Annotated in this window: 17 protein-coding genes and 3 pseudogenes; 7 read left to right on the forward strand and 13 right to left on the reverse strand. The window is 63.1% G+C overall.

The genetic code is table 11. The features are described 5' to 3' along the window. Window positions 1–63 precede the first annotated feature (63 nt). The 3 genes from ACERK3_07475 (at window position 64) to ACERK3_07485 (ending at window position 3,558) form a co-directional block, all read left to right on the forward strand. Window positions 64–2,139, forward strand: coding sequence for a heavy metal translocating P-type ATPase (locus ACERK3_07475; GenBank protein MFA9478137.1), 2,076 nt, complete (start codon window positions 64–66; stop codon window positions 2,137–2,139). 90 nt (window positions 2,140–2,229) lie between these two features. Further along, window positions 2,230–2,664, forward strand: a complete 435-nt coding sequence (locus ACERK3_07480) for a hypothetical protein (GenBank protein ID MFA9478138.1) — start codon at window positions 2,230–2,232, stop codon at window positions 2,662–2,664. A gap of 132 nt (window positions 2,665–2,796) precedes the next feature. Then, complete coding sequence (locus tag ACERK3_07485; protein ID MFA9478139.1) at window positions 2,797–3,558, forward strand: hypothetical protein; 762 nt, start codon at window positions 2,797–2,799, stop codon at window positions 3,556–3,558. A gap of 199 nt (window positions 3,559–3,757) precedes the next feature. Here the strand turns inward: ACERK3_07485 and ACERK3_07490 are convergent. The 6 genes and pseudogenes from ACERK3_07490 to ACERK3_07515 all read right to left on the reverse strand — a co-directional run bounded on the left by ACERK3_07490 (window position 3,758) and on the right by ACERK3_07515 (window position 9,446). Further along, window positions 3,758–4,417 (reverse strand): annotated as a pseudogene (locus tag ACERK3_07490) (TolC family protein). Window positions 4,418–4,426: 9 nt separating this feature from the next. Next, on the reverse strand, window positions 4,427–4,972 hold the full coding sequence (locus ACERK3_07495; protein MFA9478140.1) for a hypothetical protein: 546 nt from the start codon (window positions 4,970–4,972) through the stop codon (window positions 4,427–4,429). 32 nt (window positions 4,973–5,004) lie between these two features. Beyond that, window positions 5,005–6,171, reverse strand: a complete 1,167-nt coding sequence (locus ACERK3_07500) for an ABC transporter permease (GenBank protein ID MFA9478141.1) — start codon at window positions 6,169–6,171, stop codon at window positions 5,005–5,007. Window positions 6,172–6,197: 26 nt separating this feature from the next. Next, window positions 6,198–7,352, reverse strand: a complete 1,155-nt coding sequence (locus ACERK3_07505) for an ABC transporter permease (GenBank protein MFA9478142.1) — start codon at window positions 7,350–7,352, stop codon at window positions 6,198–6,200. Then, the gene (locus tag ACERK3_07510) at window positions 7,339–8,049 is read right to left on the reverse strand and encodes an ABC transporter ATP-binding protein (GenBank protein MFA9478143.1); all 711 of its coding nucleotides are present in this window, start codon (window positions 8,047–8,049) and stop codon (window positions 7,339–7,341) included. Before ACERK3_07510 ends, ACERK3_07505 begins: the two co-directional genes overlap by 14 nt. Next, the gene (locus tag ACERK3_07515) at window positions 8,046–9,446 is read right to left on the reverse strand and encodes an efflux RND transporter periplasmic adaptor subunit (protein ID MFA9478144.1); all 1,401 of its coding nucleotides are present in this window, start codon (window positions 9,444–9,446) and stop codon (window positions 8,046–8,048) included. The genes ACERK3_07510 and ACERK3_07515 overlap by 4 nt, the downstream gene beginning before the upstream one ends. Before the next feature lie 958 nt (window positions 9,447–10,404). Here ACERK3_07515 and ACERK3_07520 point away from each other — a divergent pair. Together ACERK3_07520 and ACERK3_07525 are read left to right on the forward strand one after the other, a co-directional pair. Further along, the gene (locus ACERK3_07520; protein MFA9478145.1) at window positions 10,405–10,839 is read left to right on the forward strand and encodes a hypothetical protein; all 435 of its coding nucleotides are present in this window, start codon (window positions 10,405–10,407) and stop codon (window positions 10,837–10,839) included. Window positions 10,840–11,030: 191 nt separating this feature from the next. Beyond that, window positions 11,031–12,899, forward strand: a complete 1,869-nt coding sequence (locus tag ACERK3_07525) for an esterase/lipase family protein (GenBank protein ID MFA9478146.1) — start codon at window positions 11,031–11,033, stop codon at window positions 12,897–12,899. Window positions 12,900–13,198: 299 nt separating this feature from the next. On the opposite strand, the gene ACERK3_07530 is transcribed toward ACERK3_07525, so the two are convergent. The 3 genes from ACERK3_07530 to ACERK3_07540 form a co-directional block, all read right to left on the reverse strand. Then, window positions 13,199–15,058 (reverse strand): hypothetical protein, encoded by a 1,860-nt coding sequence (locus tag ACERK3_07530; GenBank protein MFA9478147.1) that lies wholly within the window; start codon window positions 15,056–15,058, stop codon window positions 13,199–13,201. Between the two features lie 51 nt (window positions 15,059–15,109). Continuing rightward, complete coding sequence (locus ACERK3_07535) at window positions 15,110–15,859, reverse strand: type II secretion system protein (GenBank protein MFA9478148.1); 750 nt, start codon at window positions 15,857–15,859, stop codon at window positions 15,110–15,112. A gap of 157 nt (window positions 15,860–16,016) precedes the next feature. Continuing rightward, window positions 16,017–16,280: a PEP-CTERM sorting domain-containing protein gene (locus tag ACERK3_07540; protein ID MFA9478149.1), complete on the reverse strand. Its 264-nt coding sequence runs from the start codon at window positions 16,278–16,280 to the stop codon at window positions 16,017–16,019. 46 nt (window positions 16,281–16,326) lie between these two features. On the opposite strand from ACERK3_07540, the pseudogene ACERK3_07545 reads away from it, so the two are divergent. Beyond that, a pseudogene (locus tag ACERK3_07545) lies at window positions 16,327–16,509 on the forward strand (aminotransferase class I/II-fold pyridoxal phosphate-dependent enzyme). A 110-nt stretch (window positions 16,510–16,619) separates the two neighbouring features. Here the strand turns inward: ACERK3_07545 and ACERK3_07550 are convergent. Continuing rightward, window positions 16,620–17,255, reverse strand: coding sequence for a hypothetical protein (locus ACERK3_07550; protein MFA9478150.1), 636 nt, complete (start codon window positions 17,253–17,255; stop codon window positions 16,620–16,622). Window positions 17,256–17,308: 53 nt separating this feature from the next. Here ACERK3_07550 and ACERK3_07555 point away from each other — a divergent pair. Next, window positions 17,309–17,419, forward strand: a pseudogene (locus tag ACERK3_07555) (integrase core domain-containing protein). Window positions 17,420–17,501: 82 nt separating this feature from the next. On the opposite strand, the gene ACERK3_07560 reads toward ACERK3_07555, so the two are convergent. The 3 genes from ACERK3_07560 to zwf form a co-directional block, all read right to left on the reverse strand. Next, window positions 17,502–19,334 carry a fibronectin type III domain-containing protein gene (locus ACERK3_07560; GenBank protein MFA9478151.1) on the reverse strand — a complete coding sequence of 611 codons (1,833 nt, stop codon included), beginning with the start codon at window positions 19,332–19,334 and terminating at the stop codon, window positions 17,502–17,504. 326 nt (window positions 19,335–19,660) lie between these two features. Continuing rightward, a complete protein-coding gene (locus tag ACERK3_07565; protein ID MFA9478152.1) occupies window positions 19,661–20,236 on the reverse strand; it encodes a SprT-like domain-containing protein in 576 nt (191 codons plus the stop codon). Window positions 20,237–20,272: 36 nt separating this feature from the next. Continuing rightward, window positions 20,273–21,805, reverse strand: a complete 1,533-nt coding sequence (gene zwf / locus ACERK3_07570; GenBank protein ID MFA9478153.1) for a glucose-6-phosphate dehydrogenase — start codon at window positions 21,803–21,805, stop codon at window positions 20,273–20,275. Window positions 21,806–21,839: the final 34 nt, after the last annotated feature.

Below are 21,839 nucleotides of genomic sequence, written 5' to 3' on the forward strand. Positions count from 1 at the left end.
CGAGGCCATAGGGTTGTACGGTGAGCCGTCGTCCCGCCATGCCACTGAACATGAGGGGGCAACATGCCTGAGCATTCCAAGAACGAGCATCATCCGGACGAGCACGCTGAGCACGCGGCGGAACGGCACGCGGGGCATGGCAGCCACGAAGGCCACGATCACAGCGGGCACGACAAGCACGCGGGGCACAGCGTGGCGATGTTCCGCAACAAGTTCTGGGTCTGCCTGGTGCTGACGATCCCGGCGCTGATCTGGGAGCCGATGCTGCAAGACTGGTTTGGCTACACCGCGCCGCAGTTCCCCGGCTCACGTTTCATCCCCGCCATCTTCGGCATGAGCGTCTTTTTCTATGGCGGCTGGGTGTTCCTGCAAGGGGCGTACCGCGAACTGGCGGACCGGCTGCCGGGCATGATGACGCTGATCGCGCTGGCGATCTGCGTCGCCTTTCTCTACAGCCTGGCGGTGGAACTGGGCTACGAAGGCCACGCGCTGTGGTGGGAGCTGGCCACGCTGGTGACGATCATGCTGCTGGGCCATTGGATCGAGATGCGCTCGATCTTCCAGGCCCAGGGGGCGCTGAAGGAACTGGCGAAGCTGCTGCCCGATACGGCCGTGCGGATCAGTGATGACGACCAGACGGAGGAAGTGCCCGTCGATCAACTCAACGACGGCGACATGCTCCTGATTCGGCCCGGGGCGAGCATTCCGGCCGACGGCGAAGTGAAAAGTGGCAAGAGCAGCGTCAACGAGGCGATGATCACCGGTGAATCGAAGCCGGTCACCAAGCACGAAGGCGAGTCAGTCATCGCCGGCACGGTCAACGGGGAAGGCTCGCTGCGCGTCGCCGTCACCGGCACGGGCGACAAGACCGCCCTCGCGGGCATCATGCGCCTGGTCGAGCAGGCGCAAAGCTCCCGTTCGCGGGCACAGGCCCTGGCGGATCGGGCAGCGTTCTACCTGACGTTCGTCGCCATCGCCGCCGGCGTGGCCACATTCATCGCATGGCTGGCGTTCGGGGCGGAATTGGATTTCACGATCACCCGCGTGGTGACGGTGCTGGTGATCGCCTGCCCTCATGCACTGGGTTTGGCCGTGCCGTTGGTGGTCGCAATCTCGACGACGCTCGGAGCCCGAAACGGTTTGCTGGTACGCGACCGTCGCGGCTTGGAAGAAGCAAGGAAGCTCGATGCGGTGGTCTTCGACAAGACCGGAACGCTGACGCTGGGCGAGCACCGGGTGATCGACACCGTCGCTGTGGCGAACGTGGATGCCGACGACACGCTGCGCCTGGCCGCGGCGGTCGAGCGCGACTCGGAACATCCCATCGCCCGCGCCCTGCTGGCCAGCGCCAAGGAGCGTGAACTGACGGTGCCCGGGGCACAGGATTTTCAAGCCATCGCCGGCCATGGCGTGCAGGCGACAGTGGATGGGCGGGAGTTGAAGGTCGGTGGCCCGGCATTGCTGCGCAAGTTCGATGTGCAGCCTGACGAAGCGTTGCGTGAGGCGGCCGATCGCTTCGGCGAGAGCGGGCAGGCGGCGATCTACCTGGTCGAAGGCGAGCAGGCGCTGGCGGTGTTCGCTGTGGCCGATGCGATTCGCGAAGAGTCGTACGAGGCGGTGAAGCGGCTGCACGACAACGGCATCGAGGTGGCGATGCTCACCGGCGACTCCGAAGCCGTGGCGAACGCCGTGGCGAAAGAGCTTGGCATCGACACCGTCTTTGCGCAGGTGCTGCCGGAGCAGAAGGCGGAGAAGATCAAGGAATTGCAGGCCCAGGGCAAACGCGTGGCGATGGTTGGCGACGGCGTGAACGACGCGCCGGCCCTGGTCACCGCCGACATCGGCATCGCCATCGGAGCCGGCACGGACGTGGCGGTGGAGGCCGGCGACGTGGTGCTGGTGCGGAGTGATCCGCGAGATGTGCCGCGCATCGTGGCGCTGAGCCGGGCGAGCTATCGCAAGATGGTGCAGAACCTCTGGTGGGCGGCGGGCTACAACATCGTGGCGATTCCGCTGGCCGCGGGCGTGCTGGCGTGGGCGGGCATCCTGCTGGCCCCGGCCGTGGGCGCAATCCTCATGTCCGCGAGCACGGTGATCGTGGCGATCAACGCCCAGTTGCTGCGACGTGTGGAACTCTGATCGGCCGAGCGCGGTATTGACAAGCTGTGCCGTGGAAGTTGGAATAAAAAGCTCGCCAAGGCAGTTGAACGGTTCAAGCTGATGTCACCCATGCCCACCCGATTGCTGAGTCTTGTGGTTGCCTTCGCCCTGGCGGCGTGGACGCCGATGTGGTGCTGCTGCCTCACGAGCCAGGCGGCGGCGCATGAATCGGCGAGTCACTGCGGGGGGGAGGGATCGGCGAACCATGGCTCGTGTCACGGCCAAGCTTCTACTGAGCCGGTGTCGGATTCGCGTGAGGCGCCTGAGCCGTGCCAGTGCCCGGACGTCGTCAAGCAGCGGCTGCTGGAAGCGGATGGGCAGGCTTGGTTGCTCGGCGGCGGGGCGACATTGCCGACTTCGCTCACGCCGACGTTCAACGCCTGGGCCACGGCGTGCCTCCCACCCGTGACCGAGATCAGCTCGCTTCACACCCGCACGACCTGTCTGCCGTACTCGGACTGCGCGCCCTCCCTTCACAGCATGCAGGTGCTTCTGACCATTTGATTCGTTTTCGTTCGTGTGCCATGCGTTCTATCGCATGGTTGTCGCATGCGCAAGGTGTGACGGCTTTCGAATCCGTCCGTTATCTGCCTTTTTTCATTTTTGAATTGCAACCCTCCACATGGAGTCTTTCCCATGCGTCGATTTCTGATAAACAGTCCTGTTGTTCGTTTGTGCCTGTACCCTGCCGCCGCTTTCGCGGTGGGCCTGGCATTGTCTCCCCTGAGCAGCTTTGCCCAAGCGGAGCAGGCCGAGACGAAAGGCGACCCGTACCCGCTGGCAACCTGCCCGGTAGCGGGCGCTGAATTGGGCTCGATGGGCGACCCTGTCGTCCACGTCCACGAAGGCCGGGAGGTGCGATTCTGCTGTGCGGGCTGTGCCCCCGCATTCGAGGACGATCCGGATCAGTACCTGCAACAGATTGACGAGCAGATCGTCGAGCAGCAGAAAGAGCACTACCCGCTGGAAACCTGCCTGATCTCGGGCCAGGAGCTTGGCTCGATGGGCGATCCGGTCGAACATGTGCTTTACAACCGGCTGGTGCGGCTGTGCTGCGCTGGCTGTGTCTCCGAACTGGAGGAGAACGCCGAGGTTCACCTCGCGAAGCTGGACGAGGCGGTGATAGAAGCTCAAGCGGACGACTATGCGCTGGACTTCTGCCTCGTATCGGACGAACCGCTGGATGCCCACGGCCACACGATCGATCGTGTGATCGCCAACCGGCTCGTCCGCTTGTGCTGCCCCGGCTGCGCGGCCGTGTTGCAGGAGCAGCCGGCGACCGTGCTCGCGGCGCTCGACGCGGGCGAGCCGATCGAAGACGCGCACGAGCATCGCCACGATCACGGCGATGACAACGGTCATGACCATGACCATGGCCATGACGGCCATCACCACTGATCCGCAACTCCGCTGACCTGCCAGGCATGGCGGACCGGGCCTCACCGGTTCGCCATGCCTGCAGGCTCGGCTCCAGCGAGACTTGATTGAAGCACAAATACACCCGTTTACCCATGCTGTCTCCGATTGTGGTGTGCGTGTTCAGTTCGCTGGTCTTCCGTTGCACTTCGAGTTGCAGTTGATGCCGATCGCGTTCGTATCGACGGATGTCCATGACATGGCCGAGACCGAGTTCCGCGCGATCGGTGGCGACCTGTACCAGTCTGTTCGTCAGGGCACGCCTTTCTTCGAAAAGGGCGAGCGTCTGCTGGTGATACACGATCTGCCGATGCAGCCGTTGCACCTTGGCGGTGAGTTCCAATGCGTTGTGACTGACGCGTAGCACGGTGGACTGAAGCTGCGCGTCGGCAGCGGCCTCGCGGGCCGGCCGTTGCCATATGGCCGAGAGCATCTGACTGAGGGACGCGGTGAACTGGCCGATGTTGCCCCCGGGCTCGATGCCCAATGATGCGCCGAGCACCGGGTTGGGCAGCAGGCCGGCCTGGACCCATTCGGCATGCGCTTCACGGATGCGGGCCATGTCTGCAGCGATCATCGGGTTGCGGCGCAGAGCCGTGGCCACCGCGTCCTGGCGCGACAGCAAGCCGGTGTCGGCCCAAGGCGAGGGGGAGATGTCGCCCGCGCCTGCGCCCACCGCCGAGACGCCTGTACGCTGAGCGACCAGGTCGGCCGATGCATCGGTGACGGGTCGGTCGTCCAGCGTCCGACATCCGCTCACCGCCAACAGCGAGGTCATCACCAGCGCGAGGACCGCCGTTCGGCGTATGGCAACACAAAGGTGGAGCAGTATCCCATTCATCGTGTGCAATTATCGCTCCACATAGATGTTCGTCGCGTCGATGATCAGCGCGTCACCGCCAGCCTCCCGGCGGGCGACGCCTTGGACGATGACCTGTGTCAGTGGCTCCAGCCCGCCGGCTTGCAGTGAAGTGCGCAGGGGCTGACCCGTCTCGTCCACTACCTGCACCGACGCGACCTTGCCTTGCAGCTGCTCACGCGGCACGCAGCAGTAGTCCCACGGCGTCGAACACCCCACATCGCCGGCAGCATGGCAGGTCACGGCATTGACGTCGGTCAGCACCATGACTGCGCGGTTGGCCACGAACGGCTCGCGTCGACCACCGATGCGCCCCTGGAGCACCACCTCCTGTCCATCAACGGCCTCGGCAGCGAGCACCGCGATATCCTGCGGCTCGCCTGCGGGCGCATCCGCGAGAAAAAGCGTTGCAGGCAAAGCGGGCGACGCGGGCGTTTCTGCCTCCCGCTCGTTCGCTTCGCCGCAGCCGGACAGCGCCAGGGTGGCAGACAGCGCCACGGTCAGAGTCACAAGAGTCAACAATTGAGGGTTTCGCATGGCAATGTTCCTTTCAATAATGTGGTTGATATTCATACTGCCTTCAGCGCGGTGGTGATGGGAAGACGCAAACAGGCGATCGCCGGCGGCAGCGCACCGACGAGTCCGAGGCCAAGGGCCGTCACCAGCCCGATCGCCAGCACCAGTGAATCGATCTGCAGGCCGACTGTGCCCATGGCGAAGCGCACCGCCAGGCCGTCGAGCGCCAGGAGCGCCACCGCTGCCGCGAGCAACCCGCCGGCCGTGGTGGCCAGCACCGCCTCCTGCACGAGGCTCAGCAGGATGGCTCGGCGTGAAAAGCCCAACGTCTGGAGCGTGGCGAACTCACGCACGCGCGCCGCGAAGGCGGCGTACAGCGTGTTGAGCCCGCCGAACAGCCCGCCGATGCCGATGAGCCCGGCCGTGGCGAGCGTCATGAGTTGGATGGGCCGGTAGAACGTTGCGACTTGCGCGTAGTAGGCCGGCTCGCTCATCGCGACGATCTCCAGGTCCAGCCGGCGGGTGGCGAACAGTTCCACGTCGACCAGTTCCGCTTCGCCGAGTGTGATGATCACGCACGAGAGCGTCTGCCTGCGCGTAGCGGTCTGAAGCACATCCAACGGCACCCACACCTCGGAGTCGATCGCGCTGCCGGGCGAGGCAAGCACGCCCGTGACCGTCCACGGCCGACCGTCAAAGTAAAGCGTTCGGCCCAGCACAGCCTCGCCTTCAGGCAGATCAAGTCGATGCAGGGCATACCGGCCAACGAGAACCTGATCTTGCCCCGCCTCCGGCCAGTGCCCATGCACCAGGCGCACCTGCCGATGCACCAGCAGCGCCTCGGGCGTCACACCACGCAACGCCACCGGCAGCGGACGCTCGTCGTCGGGCTCGTGGTGCAGGCGTGCGTCAAGGTGAATCTCAGGCGACACATAATCGACGCCCGCCGTGCTGCGGAGGCCGGCTACGCTGGAGCCGATCACGCTCACAACCCCGGCGGAAATTTCGCTGCGCTCCACGCTCTCCTCGCTGCCGGCGGCGAGGATGATCACGTTGTCCGGCGAACCGCTGGTCTGAAGGCTGCTGTTCATGCCGCGCACGAACCCCGCCGCCGTGAGCACCAGCAGCACCACCAGCGCACTGCCGCCGACCATCAGCGCCAGTCGCAACGGCGACCGACCCATGTTCCGCACGGCATATTCCCAAGGCAGCCACCGCATCAGCTCATGCTCTCCATTCACATCTATCACACCGCACGGAAACAACTCGCAATCTCCCGCCGCGACGCCTGCCACGCTGGCACCAGCCCTGCCGCGACACCCAGTACCATCGAAATCAGCAGACCCCAGAGCAACGTCGCCGGTGATGCAATGAAGGGAATCGAAAACCCTTCACTGGACAGGGCGAACTGTCCCGCATGCATCACCCACAGCGCCACCCCGCAGCCGATCAGTCCGCCGAGCAAACCCAGCACGAGGCTTTCGACCACGATCAGCCGGGCCACCTGTCCGCCGGTGAATCCCAGCGTCTGAAGCACCGCGTGCTCCTTGATCCGATCCTGAACGCTGAGCACGATGGAGTTGGCGATCAACCCCAGCACTGCGATCAAGCAGCCCCAGCCCACGTAGCGCGTGAAGGCGATGAGCTGTACCGCATCCCCGGCCGCCTGCGCGATGAAACCTTTCTCGCTGCTGGTCGCGGTCGCGGCTTCATCGTGGGCAAAGCGTTCGTCGATCGCCTGTGCGGTGGCGTCCAGCCGTTGCGGATCGTCCACCTGCACGTTGAATTGCGTGACCACGCCAAGCTGATCCGGGCCCACGGCTCGCTGGAGAAAGTCCAGGTGCACATACGCCACATTCAAGTCCTGCGGGTCATCGGAATCGAGGATGCCCGCCACCTGCACCCGAACGCCTGCGGCTTCGAGCGAGTCGCCCACCTGCACGCCGCGCCGCTGCGCCAGCGTTCGTCCCACGATCGCCGCGTCGCGTCGCTGCTGCCACCGGGCCAGTGATCCATCGAGCATCTTCAACGTCACCCCATGCTCATCCGCCCACCGCTCGGCCGGCACGCCGCGGTAGGTCACCACATCCAGGCCAGCCCGGCAGTTGGACACCACCACGCGCATCGGCGTCACGCGTTTCACGCCCGGCATCTGCGCGATGGCCTGGCCGTACCGCTCGGGCAGTCGGCTGGTCGAAGCGCAGAACCGCCCCTGTTGAAAGACGATCAGCGCCGTGTCCTCGGCGGTCTGCCGTGTGGTCGTCTCCAGCCCCTGCTGCATCGTCTGCACCGCCGCGAATAGAAACATCGCAATCGCCACGCCCACGACGGTCAGCCCGCTGCGCGTCGGCCGACGAAGAATCTGCTTGAACACGAACAGCCACAACTCAGGCTTGAGCATGGGCGACCTCCTTCTCCGCCGCACCCGCCTCGACCAGTTGCCCCTTCTCCAAATGCAGCAGCGTCCGGGCGTGCTCGGCACAGTGCGGATCGTGCGTCACCATCACGATCGTCTTGCCCATCTGCTCGTTGAGTTGCTTGAGCAGCGCCATCACGCGCGCCGCCGAGGCCTTGTCCAGATCGCCGGTCGGCTCGTCGGCGACGATGATCGGCGAGTCGGTCACGATCGCCCGGGCGATCGCCACCCGCTGCTCCTGCCCGCCGGAAAGTTGGCGCGGGTAATGGTCGTGACGGTCGGCAATGCCCGCCAGCTCCAATGCAGTGGCCACACGCTGGTGTCGCTCACGTCGGCTCAGCCGATGCAGCAGCAGCGGCAACTCGACGTTCTCGTACGCGGTCAATGTTGGCACGAGGTTGTATAGCTGGAAGATATAACCCACGTTCACGCTGCGCCACCGCGCAAGCTGCGAACGCGAGAGGCTCGCTACGTTCGTGCCGTCAATGATCAGCTTGCCCGACGTTGGTCGATCGATGCCCGCGATCAGGTTCAGCAGCGTGGTCTTGCCGCTGCCTGACGGCCCCATCAGCGCCAGGAACGCGCCCGCCTCGACCGCCAGGTCCAGTTCGTTGAGCGGCACGATGACGTTCTCGCCACGACGATATTCGCGCGTCAGTTTCTCGCAGACGATCAGGCTCATCGGTTTCCTCCTGCGCCTGCACCACTGTTGAACGTTGCCTCGCGAAGGCTCAAACGCTGGCTTTGTTGCAAGTCAGTCGGCGGGTCGACGATCAAGCGGTCGCCCGGGTTGAGGCCACTGCGCACTTCGATCCACGCCCCTTGATGCAGTTCGCCGAGCGTGATCCGCCGTCGCTCGGCCCGCCCATGCTGATTCGCCAGCCAGACGTCGCGCGTCTCGCCCGCCTGCTCGCCCACCACCCGCATCGGCGCGAAGAGGCGCTGCGTCCCGCGCTGCTGCTGAGCATCGCCGTCCTGTCCGGGCGCGAGGAACCGCACCCGTGCCGTCATCTGCGGCTTGAGCTGCGGCGAAGGCTCGTCAATGGTCACCTTGAACTGCAGCGTGTTGCGCCCGAGGTCCGCTTCGTGCAGCACACGGGTGACTCGCCCTTCGAAGACCTGTTCGGGCAACACGTCCACCACCACCTGTGCTTCCTGCCCGACGCCGATGCGACCGGCCTGTGCCTGGGGCACGTCCACACGCACCTGCAGTCGCGCGGGGTCATACAACCGCAACACCGTGGCCCCCTCCGGATCGCCCGCGCGGACGCTGCTGCCGGGCTCGATCTGTCGGCTCAGCACCACGCCCGACACCGGACTGATCACATCCGACCGCGTCATCGCAAGGGCCGCCTGCTCGTGGGCCGCTTCGGCAACCTGCCGCCGGGCACGGGCGATGAGCAACTCGGATTGCAACTCACTACGCCGTCGGTCCAACCGTGCCCGGAGCACAGCCTCCTGTTGACGCGCACCGTCCAAATCCGCCTCCGCCGCACGCAAGCGCGCTTCGAGTAACTCGACCTGCACCGGCGAAACAAGTTCGCGCTCCATCGCCCGTCGCCGAGGGGCCAACTTTGCCTGCAGTTCCGCCACCTTGGCCTCATGCCCGGCGACCCAGGTCGGGACGATGGCCAGTTCCGCTTCCAGTTCAGCCAGCGCCGAGCCTGTCGCCGGCGGTTGCGCTGTCGAGGTTGACGCGCCCAAGGCCAGTTGCGCCGCTTGCAGTTTCGCCTCGGCCTGCGCCACGTCTGCCTCGGCCCGAGTCAGCGCGATGCGGGCATCATCATCCACCAGTCGCGCCACCACCTGGCCCGCTTCGAGTTGTTCGCCCTCCATCGCCAGCACCTCGGCCACGATGCCGTCGCGCAGCGCCGCCACCCGCGTGGCGTACGGCTCCGGCTCCACCCAACCCGGTGCCTGAACCACCACACCGCCACCGCCACCGGATCGCTGCTCCACCGTTACATCACGCACCACCGCGGGCACGACCTCCACGGCCAACGTCGGCCGCAGCGCATCGCGCGCCGCATACCCCAGGCCAAGCCCAAGCAGCAACAGCATCGCCAGCGGCAACAGCACACGCGCCTTCCACCGCTGCGGCGGACGCGGAACGGCTGCACCTGCCGAACTGGAATCGTGCGATTTCGAGAATGTCATCGGGGACGGGGCAGTGTCAGCCATCCGTCGATCTCCACGTCGGCCGGGCCACGACGACCACGAACCGGATCGCGCAACCGCGATTAATGCCATCACATCACAAGCCGGCGGCGCACACAGGCACCGCGCAGCACGCATCCAGATGGGAGATCAAGCTTGGGGCGGTTTGAGAAGGCCAGCCAGGTGGCTGCTGCCGGTCAGGGGAAGCGGACCGGCCAAAGGGTTCCGAGGTGAAGCGTCTGCCTTGATCGACGAAGTCTGGCCCGCCACCGCCAGCGACTTGCTGCACACGGTACACAAATGCACGCAGCGCTCGCATTCGTCCGATGGCAGGTCATCTGAGGACCGATCGCTGGGCGCGTCGTCCGCTGGCTTTTTATCTTCACCTTGTTCCGGGCAGCAGTCGCTCGTGCCGGCCGATGAGAGCGACGAAGCATCAGGCCCCAGCAATCCGCCCGTCAATGGCGCAGCGAGCAAACCTGCCATGACGAGCAGAACCAGGAGAAAGCGAAATGGAGCGTAGCTTCCTGACACGGCGGCCATTGTACGTGTCGGCGTCGAGACACTCAAGGAACACGGCTTTGACTACCAACGCCCGCAACCATGGCGCGTGCCTGTATCCAGTGATGAGCGGTCCTGCTGCGGTAAGACGCGCGTCGTGGACGTGAGCCTTGTGGTCATGTGTGCAGGCGATAGGGTAGATTTGGTTTCCATTGGCGCAACGCTCGGAAGCAGGCGTCATGCGGACGGTGCGACTGGCCGATCACGAGCATGACTGGCATCGCGAGCAAGGCGTGTCGCCGAGTTCGCGATGAGTTGGAAACTGGCCGGTGGAACGGGCCGTACAGGCCTCCGTATCTCGATTGAGAGGAAGTGCATCATGAAGCATCGTCTGGCTTATGTTTCAATGTTGACTGCAATGATGGGATTGCCCTGGCTGGTCGGCTGCGACGGAAACGCCGAAGCTGACAACGCGACGGATTCGGCTCCGACGGGCGAATCGCAGACGTGGCTGGAAGGGGACTCGCAATCGCAACTGGACCAGTTGGCCGCCCAGTTCGGTGGCTTCAGTGCTGCGATGGTCGAGGTGGGCTATCGGTACAACGAGTTGTACTTCGCCGGCGACGAGGCGAACTGGCCGTTGGCGAAGTATCACGTGGAAAAGATTCGCGACGCCATCGAAAAGGGCATCGAGCGTCGACCGGGGCGCGGCGCTTCGGCACGGCCATTTCTCGGCGTCGGTCTCGTTGCAATCACCGCTCACATGGGTGGCGTGATTGTTTATGGTGAAGCATATTTCTCCCCGCCGTGGTGAACGACGGACAGGGCAACGCGCCAGGTGCATTCCGATGTCCTATTCGCTACGCTGAGCCCTTTGACACGAGGGGGAGTCCAAACATACGACGAAGGCGTATTCTCGCACCGCGATATGCCGCAAACACTCTCCCCGGGCCCGCTGACATGAGACCTACGCTGCTGCCCATCTTGCTGATGATGCTTGTTTGCATGCTCGGTTGCAGCGCGCCCCTCGGCGTCGAACGCGTACGGCCGGCGAAGGTGCTGGATGCCGGGCAACGCAGCGCACTGACCTCGGATCAGCTCAGCGACACTTCGGCGCACATCCTCATGACCAACGGCCTTCGGCGCGAGGCGACAGAGCGCAACGCGGCGCTGTTGCGCGATCTCGCCGCTGACGCACACGACGCCGAGTTGCTGCTGACGCTGGCGGAGGTTTCCTACCTGCTTGGCATGCGACCGAATCGCCCCGCGCGTTTCGAGCACATGGCCGTGGCGGCGCTGGCCAGTTGGACGGCGCTGTTCCACCACGAGGCTTCGCTTTCGCTCTACGGTCCGCAGTGGCCGCTGGCCATGCAACTGCACAATGCCAGCCTGGCGGAGCTGTTTCACGTGGCCGGCGAGCTCCCGCGCACGCAAAGCAAACAGACCACGCGTCAGGTCTTCGGCCAGCCGATCGAGATTGACTATGCCTGGCATGCTGAGCCCTGGGCGCCGGACACGTTTGAGTTGCTTAAGCCTATGAACCGCTACCGCCCGCACGGCGTGCGGCATGAGCATCGGCAATACGGCATCGGCGCATCGCTGCTCGCCGACCGCACCATCCCCCGCGCCGGTTCAGACCTGCTCCGCGCCAAGCCGCCGCATCCGCAGTACCAGGCCGTAGGGGTGTCGGGTGTGATGACGGACGTTCAGTTCGCCGCGGATCAGCCTTGGCCGCCGGTGTCGTTTGACATGCAGATGCACAACCCCGGCCGAACGTCCACCGTGCAGATTGCCGGGCGTGATGTGCCACTTGCCGCCAACTTCACAACGCCACTGGTGAAAACACTCGCACGAAACGAGCCTCGCCGACATGCCGGGTTCGGCGGCTTGGTGGCGGGCACGCACTGGGAAGACCTCGCCGGCTTGTACATGTTCGAGCCGTTCGACGCGCAACGCATCCCGGTGGTGTTTGTGCATGGCCTGATCTCCTCATCGCTGGTCTGGGCCGAGTTGTTCAACGACCTCTGGCGTGAGCCGGAGATTCGTAAGACGTACCAGTTCTGGTATTTCATGTACCCCACGGGCTACCCGTTCGCCTATTCCGCAGCAGCGCTTGAGCAGGAGTTGCGTCAGGTGCGCGACATGCACGACCCCCAAGGCAAAGCCACGGCATTGGACCGCATGGTGCTGGTTGGGCACAGCATGGGCGGCCTGATGGCGCGCCGCCTTGCAACCGACGCGGGCGAGGCGGTCTGGAACAGCTTCAGCGTGCTGCCTTACGAGGAAATGGTTCTTCGCGAACAGGACCGTAGGCTGGTGGAGCGCACCATCTTCTTCAAGGCGATGCCGGAGGTGGAACGGGTCATCTTTCTCGCGACACCCCACCAGGGTAGTTCGAACGCCAACCTTCGACTCGGCCGGCTGGGCTCACGCATGATTCGGCTCCCACCGGAAATGGTGCGTTCAGCCGCGCAGATGATTGAGGCGAATGCTGGGCATGCGCGGACACCGGTTGATCCACGACGCCCCGTCTCCACCGGAATCGACTCGCTCTCACCTAACTCGGCATTCATTCAAGCGATGTCCAAGTTGCCGCTCGCTTCCGGCGTGCATGCACATTCAATCATCGGCAGTGAATCGGAAGGGCAAATCGGCGAGCACGCTCAGCACGACTGGTCCGGCACTACCGATGGGCTTGTTCCCTATGCTAGCGCACACCTTCCGCAAGCTGAGTCGGAGTTGGTGATCCCACTATCGGATCATTCAGTGCCCCTGCATCCCGCCGCAATCAAGGAGGTCCTGCGCATCTTACGAGCCCACCAGGCAAGCCAGTCGCAGCCGGCAGTTGGCGCCATACTTGCCCCGGACCCATGACGCGCTACCGTCGGCGGCGACACGGGCCTACGGCAAGGTGCTGGAGTTCGCCGGGATGTGCAGCGAGGCGGACTTTACCACGCTGCTGATCTCCCACATCACCAATGGAGCGAACTTCAAACTTCTATCGATAGCATTGAAGCCAAGGATGGGACGCGTCTCAATACCACCCGGCCGATTCCGGGCTTAGGTCTCACGATTGAGAACCTAACGAAGCCAGCAATCTCCGCCAGACCCAACGGAGGTTCACCACCCGCGCGACGACGCCGAAGGCGAACATCAGCACATACCCATCGACCTCATTCGCTTTGCTCCAAAACCACAAACCCCACTTGACGAGGTCCAACAAACCGGCCGCCTTTTGCGGGTTTCACCCCCTCGGATGCGGCCACGGTCTGGCCCTCTGATTCCGGTATGTGGAATTTCAACGGCTGCTCCTCTTTCAAGTTGAATAGCGTCAGCAGCGTCTTTCCGTTGAGGTGGTGTGCCGTGAAGTGCCACGTCGGGTTGTCCACGCGGATCGTATAGCCCGGGTAGCCGGACACCTCTTCCGATCCTGTGGGCATGTGCGCGGGGGCAAAGCGGTCATCGACCCGCGTCCCTTCGCGATAGAACGATCCATACTTGTCGAACTGGCGCGAGACCTCCGCGACCTTGATCCAGTCACGAGCATCCATCACCTCGGGATAGTATATGACAGCACCGGCCGCGCCCTCTGCGATCATTCCAATGAGATGTTGCGTCAACTGCTCCGCGGTGTTTTTTACGGACGCGCCGGCATAGCGTTTCAGCACCAGGGGGATAAAATCCGCCTCGATCTGCTGCTCTGCCAGTTCACGAACCCATGCCCGTGCCATGAGCAGACTCCGCTTTGCGTTCGCCGGGCCGTAACCGTAATAAAGCTGTGGAAGAATTGCATCGGTATGGCGTGCCAGAGCCGCGGCATCATAGCCATAACCTCGCATGGTTGGCGGATCGCCTGCAAATCCCTGGTTCACACAAAGCTCAAACCGCCCGTCGGGCATCTCGGCGCGAAATCCCTCGGCAAGATGAGCGACGTACTTCGAAGCCACATCGCTGCGAAACGCCACCCATTCGTCATGCGCATGCTGAAATTCAGGCGACGTGATCTTCAGATGAGCACGCCGACCATGCTCTGCGAGCGTCGTTCGAAACGCGTCGAACTGCTCCGGGCTGATATCCGCACGTTCCAAGAAAGCATCGATCGCATCAGGATGGAAGCCGGCCAATTGGGTGGGCTCAAGGTTCAATGAAGCGATACCGTCCTGTCGACGTGCCGTCGCGACGAGTTCCGCTACACCCGGTGTCTCCGATGGCGCGAAACGACGCACCACGCGAAAGTCGTCCACCGGCGCATTGAAGTTGTCGATCGTCTCGCCCGATGGAGCCACGGCTTTGAGTTCAGGATCACTCAGAACACCATGGTGCGATTTCCCGCCGCTGGTAATGCCATTGCTTCGCATCGCCTTATACAGCGTGTCGTCCGCCTCCTGCAAGTAGTTCACGCCTACGGTCTTCAAAAAGTCTGTCATCGCCGCAGCACTGCGCTCATTCTTTCGACTATGAGCGTAAGTCCACAATCCCAGACGCAAGCCTTCAGGCTGGACGCCCGGCTCGTCCAGCACATGCATTTCGACAGGCAGGTTTGCCCGCGTCGTCGCACGCTCATGCTCTAATTCAATGCGGACAAAGGCGTCTGTCGGATCGATCTGCTCCGGAGCCCGCACGAACAGTGTCTGACTCATCCATTCCGATCCCGCTCGATCACCGGGCTCGCCTTGGATTCGGTTACTGGGGATCAGAAACCGCATGCGAACGTGCGGACGACCATCAACGGTCTGTGTAACAGGTTCCTCTTGAAACTGCCAGGACCCGTCACCTCCGAGAAATTCGGTGCCGGGCGGCAGGCTCAACGTTATCGACAGTTCGTGCTCTGAGGCGGATTGCGCGATCTCATCCAACGCCTGAAGTACTACGCTCACCGCCTGCCCATGGTCGGCGACCCAATGAATCGTCTCGTCGTCATCAAGCGACGCGGGCACCACCAATGCTCGCCAAGCCGGCTGGTCGGCGAGAGCAGGCATGCTCGCAGCCGTGAGGAGCAGACTTACAGCAAACGCAAACGCGTAACGGTCCATACAAGAATCCTTTATCTGTAATCGAGGTAACTTGACACAGTCGTCGACAGATCAGTGGCCGAACTGCGGCTCACCCCATGGCGCCCAGCCAACGTGGCCATCTTCGTAAAGCACGTTGGTTCCATCCTCGTGCCACTGCGAATTGACGGTGTTACGGTCGACCGTTCCGTAACCGGAATAGAGCGCCGCGTTCAGCGTCGCGTTGGCAAAAGTAGTCGGAATAATGAGGGTTTGGCCGTTGAATGTGGTTTGGGTGAATGACTCGACCAGAAACCATGTAGCCGTTTTCTGGTAGAAATCAGGTTTGCTGTCCAGGCGCAACGGCTCATCATCCGGCTCACCATTGGCGATACCGTTGTACGCTTGTCGATAGCGATAGCTTTTAGCATAGGAGCCGCCGAGGGACGCCGCATACCAAGGGTTGGGGTCGCCAGGGCACTGCATAACATCTGTATACCCCCATGCGGGCCGGGTCTGAGGAAGGTATTCGTAGCTGTTAACCAGACGAGCCGCGAGTGTGACCGGATTAAAATAAAACATTTGCGGAGAAGTCGCAGTAGCCGCACTGTTGTACGGGGCATATCCATTGAAATCGTTCGCGTAAACATGGATAGCAATGCCGATCTGACGCTGATTGCTTTTGCACGCAGCGATCCGGGCGATACTTCTTGCTTGCTGGAGAGCCGGAAGCAAAATAGCGATTAGCAAAGCTATGATCGATATAACCACGATCAATTCGATGATGGTAAACGCTTTGTCGCGATGCGATCCCGTCGTCTTCGGCAGCCGCTTGTTCATCATGGTTTCCTATCGCACATTCATGACCGGTTTACATCGTTCCAAGAAATGAGCCCGGTTTTCGCCGAGCGCCGTTTCATATGTTGAACACGTGTCGCCTGAACTGGCGTAGACTAATTTTCCAACACCTGCGCCACCACCGCTGGCGGATGTTGACAGGTCATTGTCGTGACCGTCGTCGGGTCATCGCCAAGGCGCCGCCCAGCGTCAGTAACATCGTCGCCGCGGTTGGCTCGGGTATGACACGAAGGTCGTCCACATAGAACATCCGATCACCGCCGGATTCGCTCGTGTTGGCCAGGACCAGGACCGATGCGACTGAGCCCGCATTCGCATTGCGGAAGCCGACCCCGGTCGCTTCGTACTCAAAACCATCGATCTGCCCATCGGAGATATGGAGGCGGTGGCCTGACTGATCTTCCAATCCGGGTCCGCCAGCCGCCCGGCCAGGCGTTCAGCATCCTGGACACCTGGCCGGGCGGCTGGCGGCGCGGATTTACGAGTTGGGTGTGTATGTGGTCGCATTTTCCTATCCGGTCGTACCGATGGGCGCTGCGCGGATTCGCACGCAGATCTCCGCCGGCCACACGCGTGAGCAACTGGATGCGGCCATCGAGGCGTTCGCCCAGGTCAAGCGTGAGATGAACCTTTAGTTGAGGTGACGTTTCAAAGCGTCTTGCCAATGTCCGACGAACAAGCGCTCCGTGATGACAGCAGCGCCCGGCCTTCGGGCGTCGCCGGTGGATCGGCGATGGTAGCCGCGTCATGCATCGCCATGCTCCTTCTGCCGAATCAGACACGCCGAGGCATGCCCCGGGCGCACCTCGCACAACGCCGGCGGTCCGCCCTGATCACACGTGCCTGCCACCGCTTCCGGGCAGCGCGCGTGAAATGCGCAGCCGGGCACCTTGGCGAACGGATCGGGTACCGACCCGCGGGTCACCTCAACGGCCGTAGGTGAACGCCCTGCTCCGAGACGAACTTGATGCGCTGCGGCGGCGCGCTGACATGATCCATGTGCCGGCTGTCGAGCCCGTAGGGGGCGACGAACTCTCACAAGGCCGCCATCACGTACAGGCTCAGCAGCACGATGGCACCGGCCATTGCCAGGTCGCTCGCCGATCAGGCTCGTCACCGGCTCCTGATACTCAAAGCTCATGCCCATGTCCGGCCACTTGAGCACGGGATGCCCCACCCATGAGATCGCGCTCACCCGCACCTCTTCCCCCTGCGCCCAGCCAATCGGCGAGAGCCGACCCAACCAGTTGACATAGCGCACGAGAAACGGGTCGTCGAGCCCGTATTGGGCGCGCAACTGCTCGATCTCGCTTTCATCGGCCGTACCGCCGGCGGCTTCCATCGCCGCGATGTACGAAGACAGGTAGTCCCCCGGGGGCAACGACCCGGTGTGCGTGTGCGTGACCGGTCTGCTGAGTAACGGACGTCGATCGCCTGAACGAGAACTGGTTCCTGTCGATCGCTGATGCCCGAAAGAAGCTAGAGGCCTGGCGAATCGATTACAATCGGCATCGGCCCCACAGCGCGATGGGCAACCTGGCTCCCCAGCGAGTTCGCTTCATTCGCCAGGCTTTTCTCACTTTGACTGGATCAGAAAACGTTAGCGGGTCAAGGACCACCCTGAGCCTTACCGCGCTTTCGGGACGTAATGGTCGATCTCTTCGCCGTGTTCGCTGATGACCGTGTAGTCCTGCGACTGGCCGTCAATCGTGACCAGGATCAGATGGCGAATTGACTCGGCTCGTTCGAGATACCAGGTTTCGTCGACGTCATGAACGTCGCGGACGCCGACGCCCCATGCGCCGTCGCCGATGTAGACGACGCCATCTTCATGCTCCTCGCCATCGCGGATGGGCACGGTGCGCTTGTAGGCATGGTCGTGGTTTTCAAAGGCGACGCGGATGTTGCCCTGCTGCTCGAACAACGGCGACCAATGCTCACGAACTTCCCGTGACGCTCGACCGGTGAACGGACGGGCAGAGGGGTACCCCGGCACGTGATAGACCGGGATCACATGCTGAACGTGCTCACGGTCGGCCAGGACCTGTTCGAGCCACTGCGTCTGCTCGCCGGGGATGGGGTTGGCATGGTTCGTGTCGGGCAGCACGATGGATAGATAGTCGCCGAAGTCCAGCACGCCGTAGCCCGGCTGGCCGGGGAAGGCGAACAGCGCGAAAAAGTATGGCGCGTTGTCGTTTCGCCACTGGTCGAGGTCGCCGTCGTGGGTGTAGTAGTCTTCCGGCTCGTCAAACTCGGGAAAGTTAAAGTAGTAGTTGCCGCCGCGCGGCCGCAGCATTTCGTGGTTGCCGATGCCCACGATGGTCGGGATCACCCGCCCTTCGTCGGTGATCAACGTGTTCATGATCGCATTGAAGTACTCGTACCAGCGGTCGACGCGGTCGGCCCGGCCGTCGGCGTAGGCGAGGTCGCCGCCCCAGACGATGAAGTCCGGATCGAGGCTCGCTGCGACTCGGTTGGTCTGCTCCATCCTTGCCTGGCTGTGGCGGGTGTCGCCGCCGACGGCGATGCGGATCGGGCGGTCCGCTTCCGCGGGCATGGTGCGGAAGGTGTAAAACGAGCTGCTGTTGCCATCGCCCGAGCGGTAAATGCGAAACCGGTAGTCGCTGCCGGGTTCCAGATCGGTCAGCTCGACGGTCTGGATGTGGCGATCCGAATGGGGCATGGGACGGGTGTCGCCGTCGGTGCGTGACAGTTCATCGCTGCCTGCCGGGCCGTACTCGATGGTGACTTCATCGTGCAGCTGCTCCGTGTGCCACTGGATGGTCATCGTCGTGGTGGGGTCGCGCTGCCAGGTGAGGTAGAGCGCCGCCGGCGTCTGCACATCCTTCACAACCTGCAAGCGGGCGCCGAAGCAGATGTCGGAACTGCGGGCAGTGTTGTTGGCGACCATCACGGCCAGGACGTTACGGCCTTCGCGCAGATGCGAGCTGTCGATGTCGAAGACATCCTGCTCCACGCTCGGATTGGTGTAACGCGTGGCCTGCGTGCCGAAACCGACTTCGCCTTCGGGCATCAGTTCGCTTCGGCCGATCTCTTCGCCGTTGAGGTAATAGACCGCCGCGTCGTCGATGATCTGGTCCAACTGGAGTTGAACGCCTTCGAGCGAGCCGCCAAAGTCGAAGCTCTTGCGGAAGTAGTAGGTAACCAGGTTTTCCTGCAGTTCCGTCTGCAGCCCCGGCTCGGGCCAGCGATCCTGTCGGCCCCGCGTGTCATAGCCCAGCAGAGCCGGGCCCGCCTTCCAGTCGCGGTCGTTGTAGTCCGGCGTCTTCCAGGCCGTGCCGAGGTCTTCGTTGCCATCGTGGTATTTCCACGTCGCATCAAAATCGATCAACACCGCCGGATGTTGAGGCGCGTCGGCCCGGAGGGTGGTCGCCAGCAGCAGACACCCGACGATGGCCGCCATCAGTGTGAGCTTCGTCGATACGGGTGGATTCTGCATATGGATGGTGGCTCCTGATTGATGGTTCCGTATGGCGAACAGTTGCTGAGTCATGGACATCTAAGCATTCACATGGCGGGGTCGTCGGCGGACGATCGGCAGGCCTGAGCAGAGGCCAGAGAATCGACGGCGGGCTTTCGGGCTGTTTGTCGGCCGTTCTTACCGTGTTCGCATTCCTTAACGACGCACCCCTTGACGCGGAACTGGCGAAACACCCTCGACAGTGAGGTTCTTTATGATAAATTGCATTCAAATAATACAGTTTCTATACAGATGGTCAACTACTCATTGGTGCTTCGACGAGGCGCTCTCGTCGGTGTAATTGTTCAAACTTGGCTGGTGGGTGCTGAAGTGGGAATCGGCATCGAGGGCGAAGACCGAAGCGGCGCATGCGGCTGAACCGTAGCCACGTCGCAGATGTTCAGTCGACTGATCGTCTCAGGGCCGCAGTGCCTGCAATAAGCCCGCTGCAGCCAACGGCGGCTCGCGCGTCGGTGCCGTGTTGCCAACACGCGCCGACAGCGACCACATACCACCTGGTAGCGGGCGATCGGCGTCCTTACGGTCGCATCGGCCAGTCGCTGTGGCTTCGCGCCGACGCGCCGGCACACCGCCTGCCAATGCGCGTCGTGGCCGTGCTCCAGGCCAGCCAGAGCGTGGGCGATCTCGTGCAGGATCGTGTCGCGGACCTCAGCTTCGCCGTTGAGTTGGACCAGGTGTTGCGAAAGCCGGATGGTCCGGACCACGCCGACCTGCCCGGTGTGGCGGTCAGGTCGGCGTCGGATTTGCGCAAGGCCCAACTGGCGCTTGCCCCGGCTCCAGCGGAAACGCCAACCCTTTTCGATCAGCCCGTGTTCGTTCATCAACGTCAGGGCGAGGCGCTCGGCGTCGTGCAGGTGCATGGCGGGTAGCTTAACAGCCAGCGTTCACCCGAGCGATCACGGGATTCGCCAGTGTCGGCTGTCGCGTGCGAGCATGATGTCCGCCGCCGGCGGGCCCCAACTCCCCGCCGGGTAGGTCGGGATCGTTTCGTCGCGGTTTGCTTCCCATGCGTCGAGCACGGGCTGCACGATCCGCCACGCCTGCTCGATCTCCTCGCGCTGCTTGTATAGCGTCTGGTCGCCGCGCATCGCATCCAGCAGCAGCGTCGCATACGCCTCGGGCGGGTCGGCCTGGAACTGCTCCGCGTAGTCAAAGTCCATCACCACCGACTTGATCTTCATGCCGATGCCGGGCACCTTGCCCTCGAACCGCAGGCGAATCCCCTCGTCCGGCTGCACGTTGATCACGATCTGGTTCGGCGTCAGATCATTCATCCCGCTCACGCCGCGAAACAGGCTGTGCGGCGTCGGCTTGAAATACACCACAATCTCCGTCGTCTTCGCAGGCAGCCGCTTGCCCGACCGCAGGTAGAACGGCACGCCCTGCCAACGCCAGTTGTCTACAAACACCTGTAGCGCCGCATACGTCTCCGTTCGGCTGCCCGCGTCCACGCCTTCCTCTTCCAGAAAGCCGATCGCCGGCTTCCCGCCATGACTGCCCGCGACGTACTGCCCGCGCACCGCCGCCTTGCTCACCACCTCCGGCCGGATCTCCCGCACTGCGGTGAGCACCTTCGTGTTCTCCTGCCGAATGTGGTCCGCCCGCATCGTCACCGGCGGCTCCATCGCCACCAGCGCCATCACGTTCAGAAGGTGGCTTTGAATCATGTCGCGCATCGCCCCGCCGTCCGGCCCATCGTAGTAGCCGCCTCGGCCTTCCACGCCCACTGTCTCCGCAGCGGTGATCTGCACGTGGTCGATATACGTCCGGTTCCAGATCGGCTCGAAGATCGCGTTCGCAAAGCGGAACACCATCAGGTTCTGCACCGTCTCCTTGCCCAGGTAGTGGTCGATGCGGAACACGCTGTCGTCTTCAAACACTCGGCCGAGCACGCGGTTTAAGTGTGCCGCCGACTTCAAATCCCGGCCGAACGGCTTCTCGACAATGATCCGCTGCCACGACTGCTGCTCGCGGTTGATCGAACACCACGCGCGACCTTCCGTGACCATGTCATGCCGACCGATGTTCTCGATGATCGAGTCATACAGCCGCGGCGCGACCGACAGATAAAACAGCGAGTTGTCCCCCGTGTCATGCTCCGCCGCCAGCTCGCACATGCGCGACTTGATCTCGGGAAACGCTTCGCTCTTCGTCGAGTCGCCCGCGTGATAGTGCAGCCGAGGAGCAAACTCTTTCCACGTCTGCTCATCAAAGTGCTTGGAAAACTGCTTCGCGTGCTTCTTGAGGTAATCGCGAAACTGGTCATCGCTGTACGACGTTCGGCTGATGCCCATGACCGCGAAGTTGTTCGTAAGCAGTTTCGCGTGATAAAGGTCATACAGCGCGGGGATGAGTTTGCGCTTCGTCAGGTCGCCGGAGGCGCCGAAGATCACAATAAGACAGTCCGATGCAGCGGTTCGACTGGGCATGGTGGTTCTATATTCGCAACAGGGTTTCGATTCG

Source organism: Phycisphaerales bacterium AB-hyl4 (assembly GCA_041821185.1).
In the GTDB taxonomy this organism is placed as follows: Bacteria; Planctomycetota; Phycisphaerae; order Phycisphaerales; family Phycisphaeraceae; genus Natronomicrosphaera; species Natronomicrosphaera hydrolytica.

What these genes read in the sequence shown, in the direction of transcription:
- ACERK3_07475 (MFA9478137.1), top strand. Translation starts at nt 64, where the DNA reads ATGCCTGAGCATTCCAAGAACGAGCATCATCCGGACGAGCACGCTGAG.
- ACERK3_07480 (MFA9478138.1), top strand. Translation starts at nt 2,230, where the DNA reads ATGCCCACCCGATTGCTGAGTCTTGTGGTTGCCTTCGCCCTGGCGGCG.
- ACERK3_07485 (MFA9478139.1), top strand. Translation starts at nt 2,797, where the DNA reads ATGCGTCGATTTCTGATAAACAGTCCTGTTGTTCGTTTGTGCCTGTAC.
- ACERK3_07495 (MFA9478140.1), bottom strand. Translation starts at nt 4,972, where the DNA reads ATGCGAAACCCTCAATTGTTGACTCTTGTGACTCTGACCGTGGCGCTG.
- ACERK3_07500 (MFA9478141.1), bottom strand. Translation starts at nt 6,171, where the DNA reads ATGCGGTGGCTGCCTTGGGAATATGCCGTGCGGAACATGGGTCGGTCG.
- ACERK3_07505 (MFA9478142.1), bottom strand. Translation starts at nt 7,352, where the DNA reads ATGCTCAAGCCTGAGTTGTGGCTGTTCGTGTTCAAGCAGATTCTTCGT.
- ACERK3_07510 (MFA9478143.1), bottom strand. Translation starts at nt 8,049, where the DNA reads ATGAGCCTGATCGTCTGCGAGAAACTGACGCGCGAATATCGTCGTGGC.
- ACERK3_07520 (MFA9478145.1), top strand. Translation starts at nt 10,405, where the DNA reads ATGAAGCATCGTCTGGCTTATGTTTCAATGTTGACTGCAATGATGGGA.
- ACERK3_07525 (MFA9478146.1), top strand. Translation starts at nt 11,031, where the DNA reads ATGCTCGGTTGCAGCGCGCCCCTCGGCGTCGAACGCGTACGGCCGGCG.
- ACERK3_07530 (MFA9478147.1), bottom strand. Translation starts at nt 15,058, where the DNA reads ATGGACCGTTACGCGTTTGCGTTTGCTGTAAGTCTGCTCCTCACGGCT.
- ACERK3_07535 (MFA9478148.1), bottom strand. Translation starts at nt 15,859, where the DNA reads ATGATGAACAAGCGGCTGCCGAAGACGACGGGATCGCATCGCGACAAA.
- ACERK3_07560 (MFA9478151.1), bottom strand. Translation starts at nt 19,334, where the DNA reads ATGCAGAATCCACCCGTATCGACGAAGCTCACACTGATGGCGGCCATC.
- ACERK3_07565 (MFA9478152.1), bottom strand. Translation starts at nt 20,236, where the DNA reads ATGCACCTGCACGACGCCGAGCGCCTCGCCCTGACGTTGATGAACGAA.
- zwf (MFA9478153.1), bottom strand. Translation starts at nt 21,805, where the DNA reads ATGCCCAGTCGAACCGCTGCATCGGACTGTCTTATTGTGATCTTCGGC.